8 protein-coding genes are annotated in these 8191 nt (G+C 64.5%); 5 read left to right on the top strand and 3 right to left on the bottom strand.

All coding sequences use genetic code 11. The features are described from left to right. Positions 1-152 precede the first annotated feature (152 nt). Positions 153-1073: an oxygen-dependent coproporphyrinogen oxidase gene (gene hemF, locus KMAL_RS15395; protein ID WP_110096386.1), complete on the bottom strand. Its 921-nt coding sequence runs from the start codon at positions 1071-1073 to the stop codon at positions 153-155. A gap of 313 nt (positions 1074-1386) precedes the next feature. On the opposite strand from hemF, the gene KMAL_RS15390 reads away from it, so the two are divergent. Together KMAL_RS15390 and KMAL_RS15385 are read left to right on the top strand one after the other, a co-directional pair. Next, positions 1387-2109 (top strand): cytochrome c1, encoded by a 723-nt coding sequence (locus KMAL_RS15390; protein WP_338043509.1) that lies wholly within the window; start codon positions 1387-1389, stop codon positions 2107-2109. Then, complete coding sequence (locus KMAL_RS15385) at positions 2099-3007, top strand: S-methyl-5'-thioadenosine phosphorylase (RefSeq protein WP_110096385.1); 909 nt, start codon at positions 2099-2101, stop codon at positions 3005-3007. The genes KMAL_RS15390 and KMAL_RS15385 overlap by 11 nt, the downstream gene beginning before the upstream one ends. A gap of 137 nt (positions 3008-3144) precedes the next feature. Here the strand turns inward: KMAL_RS15385 and KMAL_RS15380 are convergent, their stop codons facing one another. Next, positions 3145-3807, bottom strand: coding sequence for a dienelactone hydrolase family protein (locus tag KMAL_RS15380; RefSeq protein WP_110096384.1), 663 nt, complete (start codon positions 3805-3807; stop codon positions 3145-3147). Between the two features lie 451 nt (positions 3808-4258). Here KMAL_RS15380 and KMAL_RS15375 point away from each other — a divergent pair, with 451 nt between their 5' ends. From KMAL_RS15375 to KMAL_RS15365, 3 genes are all read left to right on the top strand, one after another. Then, entirely contained in the window at positions 4259-4549 is a 291-nt protein-coding gene (locus KMAL_RS15375) for a co-chaperone GroES (protein WP_110096383.1), read from the top strand. Positions 4550-4605: 56 nt separating this feature from the next. Further along, the gene (gene groL / locus KMAL_RS15370) at positions 4606-6216 is read left to right on the top strand and encodes a chaperonin GroEL (protein ID WP_110096382.1); all 1611 of its coding nucleotides are present in this window, start codon (positions 4606-4608) and stop codon (positions 6214-6216) included. 361 nt (positions 6217-6577) lie between these two features. Then, positions 6578-6781: a cold-shock protein gene (locus KMAL_RS15365; RefSeq protein ID WP_003618203.1), complete on the top strand. Its 204-nt coding sequence runs from the start codon at positions 6578-6580 to the stop codon at positions 6779-6781. Positions 6782-6804: 23 nt separating this feature from the next. Here the strand turns inward: KMAL_RS15365 and KMAL_RS15360 are convergent. After that, on the bottom strand, positions 6805-8191 hold a 1387-nt coding region (locus tag KMAL_RS15360), incomplete at its 5' end, for a helicase C-terminal domain-containing protein (protein WP_275403679.1).

The raw sequence follows: 8191 nt of genomic DNA, 5'->3' as shown, positions 1-8191 counted from the left end.
CATCATCCCCATGCCCCGCCCGGCCGTCTGCGCCGGACGGGGCATGGGGATGATGGGTCATCGGGTGGGGGTGGGGACAAGTTGTGGCTACTCCACGTCATCGGGTTGGGAACGGGATGCTGGCCGCGCATTGCGGCAGCCATGCGGCCAATTTAGGGCCAGCGCACCTCCGGGGGAAGGCTCATCAGGATGGCTTCGGTATTCCCGCCGGTTTTCAGGCCGAACAGGGTGCCGCGGTCATGCAGCAGGTTGAACTCCACATACCGCCCGCGCCGGACCAGCTGCGCCTCGCGCTGGGCTGGGGTCCAGCGTTCCATCATACGGCCACGCACGATGTCGGGATAGGTTTCGAGGAAGCCAAGCCCCACGTCGCGGGTGAAGGCGAAGTCCGCATTGGCGTCGCCACTGTGCAGGCGGTCATAGAAAATGCCGCCAAGCCCGCGCGGCTCGTTGCGGTGGGGCAGGTGGAAATACCTGTCGCACCAGTCGCGAAAGCGCGGGTAATATTCGGGATCGTGCTTTTCGCAGGCCGTGCGGAACCCGTCATGGAAACGCCGGGCGTCGGCAATGGCCTCCGCACTGTCGGGGAACATCGGCGTGATGTCGCCGCCACCGCCGAACCAGCCCTCGGTCGTGACGATCATGCGGGTGTTGAAATGCGCGGCAGGCACCAGCGGGCTGCACATATGCGCAACAAGGCTGATGCCGGTTGCGAAAAAGCGCGGGTCTTCGGACGCGCCGGGGATGGTGTGGCGGAATTCCGGGCTGAACATGCCCGACACGGTGGAGACATTGACCCCCACCTTTTCGAACACCCGCCCGCGCATCAGGCTGATGACGCCACCCCCACCGGGGGAGCCGTCCTCGTTCGTGCCACGGTTCCATGGCGTGCGTTCGAAACGCCCCGGCGCGCTGCGCCCGTCGAGCGTGGGGGCATTGTCGCGCGCGGCCTCGTCCTCGATCTGTTCAAAGGCGGCGCAGATACGGTCGCGCAGGCTTTCGAACCATGTGCGGGCCGCCTCCTTCATGGCGTCGTGGGCAAGGGGCGGGCGGGCGTTGGTCTTCTGGGTCATTTTCTTCAGGTCTGGCTTCAGCTCTGGGTCCGTGAACGGGTATGGGTGCCTGTTTGTCCTTTCGATTGCAAGACAGGTCGTGCCGCCGCTAGGAAAAGGCAACGGCGGCGGGTATGTTCGGCGCCAGATGAACACGCGGGTTCCTGCCCGGTGCCGATACGGACATGACCGGACGAAGATGCTGCCTTTCCCTGCCTGTAACGAAGCCTGACCCCGGATGAGACGGTTGTTCCCCTCCCTTGCCGCCATGCCGGGCCTGTCCCCGCGCGCCCTTCGCGCCGCTGCCGCCGGCCTCATGCTGTCGGGCGCCGCCATGGGGCATGCCGGTTTCGCGCATGCGCAGTCCGCAACCCCGGTCCCGCCCCATTCATGGAGCTTTACCGGGCCGCTGGGTACGTTCGACATGGCGGCGGTGCAGCGCGGCTACGTCGTCTATGACCATGTCTGTTCCGCCTGCCACGGCATGACGGCGCTGACCTATGGCGATCTGGGCGGCATGGGCCTGACGGAGGAGCAGGTGCGTCGCATTGCCCATGCGCACCAGGTGCCCGCGGGCGTGGATGCGGCGGGCAGGCCGGCAAAGCGTCCGGCCACCGCCGATGACCACCTGCGTTCGCCCTATGCCTCCCCCGCCATTGCTGCGGCGGCCAACAATGGCGCCCGCCCGCCCGACCAGTCACGGCTGGAGATGGTCTATCCCGGTGGGGCGGATCGCATGCGCGCGCTGCTGCTGGGATACGGGCAGGCCCCGCCGCCGGGCACGCAGGTCCCGGCTGGCAGCTTCTACAACCCCTATGCCGTCAACGGGCTGATCGCCATGCCGCCGCCGCTGCATGATGGCGGCGTGACCTATGCCGACGGCACGGCCCCCACCGCGGCACAGCAGGCCGATGATGTCGTCACGTTCCTGACGTGGGCGGCCCATCCCCATCTGGAGGAACGCCACCGCACGGGCGTGCGTGTCATCGTGTTCCTGCTGGTCCTGCTTGTGCTTACCTTTTGTCTGAAACGGAGAATATGGTCCGATGTCCACTGAACCCGCCCACCCGTCTGATGTGATCGAGCCCGTCATCGGCCTGATCGGAGGCTCCGGCCTGTATGACATCGAAGGGCTTGAAGACAAGGAATGGCGCACGGTCGAAACCCCGTGGGGCAAGCCGTCGGACCAGTTGCTGTTCGGCCGGCTTGATGGCGTGCGCTGCGTGTTCCTACCGCGCCATGGCCGTGGCCACCCGCTGCCGCCGACGCGCCTGAACTACCGCGCCAATATCGACGCGCTGAAGCGTTCGGGCGTGACGGACATCGTCTCGCTCTCCGCCGTGGGATCGCTCAAGGAAGAACTGCCGCCGGGGCATTTCGTGGTCATCGACCAGTTCATTGACCGTTCGTTCGCGCGCGAAAAGACGTTCTTCGACACGGGCTGTGTCGCCCATGTCAGCATGGCCGACCCGCTGTGCCCGCGCATTGGCGACGTGCTGGAAGGGCAGTGCCGGGCGCTGGGGCTGGATGTGACGCGCGGCGGCACGTACCTGGTGATGGAAGGGCCGCAGTTCTCCACCCGCGCGGAAAGCAACCTGTATCGTTCATGGGGATGCTCGGTCGTTGGCATGACCAACATGCCCGAAGCCAAGCTCGCCCGGGAGGCGGAGATGTGCTACGCCACCGTCGCGATGGTGACCGATTACGACTGCTGGCATGATGGCCATGACAGCGTGACCGTCGATGCGGTGGTCAAGGTGATGCAGGAAAATTCCAGCCGGGCGCGTGCGCTGGTGCGTGCGGTCATCCCGCAACTGGGCAAGCCGCGTGGCCCGTGCCATGCCGGATGTGACCGTGCGCTGGAACATGCCATCATCACCGCGCCTGACAGCCGCGATCCCGCCCTGCTGGCGAAGCTGGATGCGATCGCGGGACGGGTGCTCGCGCGCGGCTGAGGCTGCTTGTGCCCATCCCTTCTTGGGGGATGGGCAAGACTGAAATCATTTAAGAGTTTTTGGGTGTCGCCTTTTTTCAGAAAGGCGACGTTCCTGAAGCTTTTTGGAAAAAGCTTCACCAAAAACTTTTGTTCCTCTTACAGCCAGTGCTCGAAAAAGCTGAGCGTGCGCTGCATCGCAAGCGTGGCGGCGGTTTCGTTGTAGCTGTCGCGGTCGGTGCAGCCGAAGCCGTGGTCCGCCCCTTCATAGACGAAGATCTCGATATCCTCATGCGCGGCGCGGATGGCGTCGATGTCGCCTGCCGGGATATGCGTGTCATCCGCCCCGAAATGCAGCTGCACCGGGCAGTTGGGCGTCAGTGCGCGCTCTGCCGCGATGCCCCCGCCATACCAGCCCACGGCCGCGGCGAAGGTGGTGGTGCGGCAGGCCGCCTCCCACGCCAGCGTCCCGCCCCAGCAGAACCCCATGATCCCCTTCTTTTCCGTCGTCAGCGCATCGGCCGCGGCGGTAAGGTCGAGAAGCGTGCCTTCCAGCGGTGTTTGCGCGCGCAGGGCAAGCCCTTCCTTCATCCCCTCGGCGGAATAGGGCAGGATCACGTCGCGGCGCGCCCGGTCGAAGATCGCGGGGGCGATGACCTGGTATCCCCCGGACGCCAACTGGTCGCAGACGGCGCGGATATAGGGGGTGATGCCGAAGATTTCCTGCACCACCACAACGGCGCGCGGCGCATCCGGGCGCCCCGCGCGATAGGCGGAAAATTTGTGCCCGTCCGTGGCGGTCAGGGTGATGATGGATCCCATGATGTCTCCCTCTGGTCTGGTCGTGCATGATGTGACGACCCCATGCGGCCATCGGTGAATGCCAGACCTATATCACATCCATCACCGTTCCTGACACATGTGGTGCCGCGGGTGTGATGACGGCGCACACGGGAATCGGGCAGCGGCGCAGGGGACGCATGCAGCCCGTGCGGGGCCGGGATAGGGGATCGAGGTCCGCAAATAAGTCGCTGATATAAAAGTATATTTTTGGGAGTTTCCTGCGCCGCCATGCGGGAGGGGCCATGGAAAGGGGAAACTTGGCGGTGAATCCTGCGGCTTCCCTTGACACCCAAAAGAGGTCTTCCTATCTGCTCTTTAGCACTCTCATGAGGGGAGTGCTAACGCGATGCGGCCTGGCGCGCGCGCCAAACCGGTGGCGTTGCTTAATTCAAGGGCGTTACCTTTTTTAGATTATGGAGCGATCCATCCAATGACGAAATTTCGTCCCCTGCATGACCGCGTGGTTGTCCGTCGCCTGAAGAGCGAGGAAAAGACGGCCGGTGGGATCATCATCCCCGAGACCGCCAAGGAAAAGCCGATGGAAGGCGAGGTTATCTCGGTCGGGCCGGGTGCCCGCAACGAACAGGGCCAGATCGTCGCCCTCGACGTCAAGGCTGGTGACCGCGTGCTGTTCGGCAAGTGGTCCGGCACCGAAGTCACGATCGACGGCGAAGAGCTGCTGATCATGAAGGAAAGCGACATCATGGGCGTCGTCGCCTGATCTCGCGCACCTGCATCTGATCCGAATACATAACCTTTCCTACTGGAGAAACTGAAATGGCTGCCAAGGACGTAAAGTTCGGCGATGAAGCACGTCGGCGCATGCTGCGTGGCGTGGATATCCTGGCCGATGCGGTCAAGGTAACACTGGGTCCGAAGGGACGTAACGTCGTCCTCGACAAGAGCTTTGGCGCACCGCGCATCACCAAGGACGGTGTGTCGGTTGCCAAGGAAATCGAACTGGCTGACAAGTTCGAGAACATGGGCGCGCAGATGGTGCGCGAAGTCGCCAGCAAGACCAACGACATCGCTGGTGACGGCACGACCACCGCGACCGTGCTGGCGCAGGCGATCGTGCGCGAAGGTGCCAAGGCTGTTGCCGCCGGCATGAACCCGATGGACCTCAAGCGCGGCATCGACAAAGCTGTCGGCGCGGTTGTCGAGGAACTGAAGAAGAACACCAAGAAGATCACGACGCCTGCCGAAACGGCGCAGGTCGGCACGATTTCCGCCAACGGCGAAAAGGAAATCGGCGAAATGATCTCGCAGGCCATGCAGAAGGTCGGCAGCGAGGGTGTCATCACCGTCGAGGAAGCGAAGGGCCTGCACACCGAACTCGACGTGGTCGAGGGCATGCAGTTCGATCGTGGCTACATCTCCCCGTATTTCGTGACGAATGCGGAAAAGATGACCGTCGATCTGGACAACCCCTATATCCTGATCCACGAAAAGAAGCTGTCGTCGCTGCAGCCGATGCTGCCGCTGCTCGAAGCGGTGGTGCAGTCGGGCCGTCCGCTGCTGATCATCGCCGAGGACGTCGATGGCGAGGCGCTGGCGACCCTGGTGGTCAACAAGCTGCGTGGCGGCCTGAAGATCGCCGCGGTGAAGGCTCCGGGCTTTGGTGACCGTCGCAAGGCGATGCTCGAAGACATCGCGATCCTGACCGGTGGGCAGGTCATCAGCGAAGACCTGGGCATCAAGCTCGAAAGCGTCACGCTGAACATGCTGGGCACCGCGAAGAAGGTGCACATCGACAAGGAAAACACCACGATCGTCGAGGGTGCGGGCGAAGGCGAGGCCATCAAGGGCCGTTGCAGCCAGATCCGTGCGCAGATCGAGGAAACCACCTCCGACTACGACCGTGAGAAGCTGCAGGAACGCCTTGCGAAGCTGGCCGGTGGCGTCGCGGTGATCCGCGTCGGTGGTTCGACCGAGATCGAGGTGAAGGAACGCAAGGACCGCGTCGATGACGCGCTGCATGCGACCCGCGCCGCGGTTGAGGAAGGCATCGTCCCCGGTGGCGGCACGGCGCTGGCGCGTGCGTCCACGACGCTGGGCCACCTGCACTTCCACAACGAGGACCAGCGCGTCGGTGCGGGCATCATCCGCAAGGCCCTGCAGGCCCCGCTGCGCCAGATCGCCCACAACGCGGGTGAAGACGGTGCGGTCATCGCCGGCAAGGTGCTGGAGAACGAAACCTATGCGTTCGGCTTCGACGCGCAGGAAGGCACCTACAAGGACCTGGTCGCGGCAGGCATCATCGACCCGATGAAGGTCGTGCGCACCGCGCTGCAGGATGCGGCTTCGGTTGCCGGCCTGCTGATCACCACCGAGGCGATGGTGGCCGAGCGTCCGGAAAAGAAGGCCCCCGCGATGCCGGAAGGCTGAATGGGCGGCATGGGTGGCATGGGCGGCATGGATTTCTGATCCATCCCCCGACCCGGGGAAAAGGGGAGGGCGGTTTCCGGCCGGGACCGCCTTTTCCCTGCATTTCCGGGCCTCCACGACGACAGGAAGAGGGAAGGCGGCATGTCCGTCTTCCCTCTTTTTTTGTCATCGTGAACTATTTTTTTAGAGATGCGATTTGACAAGGGGCAGCTATTCATGCTGCCCCTATAGTCAGCACGAACGACGTGAAATCCGACTGGGTGTTTTTTCCGGATGCCCTGTTTTTTTCATGACCGTAAAGGCGAGAGCCCGAATTCCCGGTATTGGGACCGGCAAAGAGGCGCAGGAGAGTATATCGGCTATGGCAACCGGAAAAGTTAAGTGGTTCAACGCGACCAAGGGTTTTGGATTCATCATGCCTGACGATGGTGGCAAGGACGTGTTCGTGCACATCACCGCAGTGCAGGCCGCGGGCCTGCGTGGCCTGGATGAGAACCAGGCCGTCAGCTACGACATCACGATGGAACGCGGCAAGGCGGCGGCAAGCAACCTCAAGCCGCTGTAAGCCTTCACGGGCTTGCCGAAGGATCACGGTGCTGGCGGGGCGTCTGGCGTTCCGTCACCGGTTTGAAGGAACCGCGTGATCTCTCGCGCCGCATGGGCCAGTCCCATGCGGTGGACCGCGACCCCCGGCGGGAACGCGGACAGAAGGCGCGACGGGGTGCGCCGGTCCAGCAGGACGAAGACCCCACGATCCGTTTCACTGCGGATCAGCCGGCCAAAGGCCTGGCGCAGGCGCAGGCGCGCGATGCGGTCGTCATAGCGTGATGGCGCCCCACCCGACAGATGGATGCGTCGTTCGCGATGCAGGATATCGGGACGCGGCCACGGCACCCGTTCAAACACAACCAGACGCAGCGCCTGTCCGGGCACGTCCACGCCGTCACGCATGGCGTCCGTCCCCAGCAGGCATGAATTGCGTTCGCTGCGGAAGATGTCCACCAGCGTCGCATTGTCCATCGGATCGACATGCTGCGCATAGAGCGGAAGGCCCGCCGTCTCCAGCGGTCCGGCAAGCCGCGCATGGACATCGCGCAATCGTGATATCGCCGTGAACAGCCCCAGCCCCCCACCGCCAGACGCCTCGAACAAAGTGCGATAGGCCCCGGCCAGCGAAGCCGGATCGTCATGGGCGACATCGGTGATGATGAAGGCGCGGCTCTGCCGGCGGTAATCGAACGGACTGGCGAGCGAGGCGCGGAGTGCTGGCATCGGCAGGTGCGTCGCCCCCGACCGGGCCTCGGCCGCTTCCCACGCGCGTTCGGCCTCGTCCTCATCCTCGGTATCGTTTTCATCGCGCAGGGTCGCCGATGTCACTAGCAGCCCATGCGCCGGTGCCGCCAGCACGGCGGAAAAGGGAATGGTCGGGTCCAGCCAGTGGCGGTACAGCCCCACGTCACGCTCGCCGGGTTTCTGGCCTTCGCGCCGGTCAAGGCGGATGAAGTCGATATATTGCGGCACCTGCCCCGGTTCGGTGGCATGTTCCGTGCCCACGGCACCCAGCATCGCGACCCAGCCATCCACCCGCGCCAGCGCGCGTTTGCGAATGGCGCGGATCGCGGCCTCCATGCGTTCACGCGATGCGCTGTCGAGCGTCTCCGCATCTTCCTCCAGCCGTTCCCCAAGCCGGTTGACCAGCGTGCGCAGCGGCGTGGACAGGCGTTCCAGCGCGCGGGCAAGCGTGCGCGCGGCCTCGACCAGTTCGTCCGGCACCGGATGGAGGTCACATTCCACCGCCCCGCGCCGGTGGGCGTTCGGGCCGCCGTGCGTGCGTGCCAGTGCCTGCCGGCGCAGCAGGACCAGCAGGGCCTCGGTCGGGTTCGACAGGACGGGTTCGGGTTCCGCCACCATGGCGATCAGGTCGGCCTGTGGCGGCGGGGCGTCGGGTTCGTTGGGCGGCGGGGGTTCCTGCACG

It is taken from the genome of Novacetimonas maltaceti (assembly GCF_002906255.1).
In the GTDB taxonomy this organism is placed as follows: Bacteria; Pseudomonadota; Alphaproteobacteria; order Acetobacterales; family Acetobacteraceae; genus Novacetimonas; species Novacetimonas maltaceti.
The sequence above is the reverse complement of the archived record's forward strand: the minus strand, read 5'-3'. Positions and strand labels throughout refer to the sequence as shown.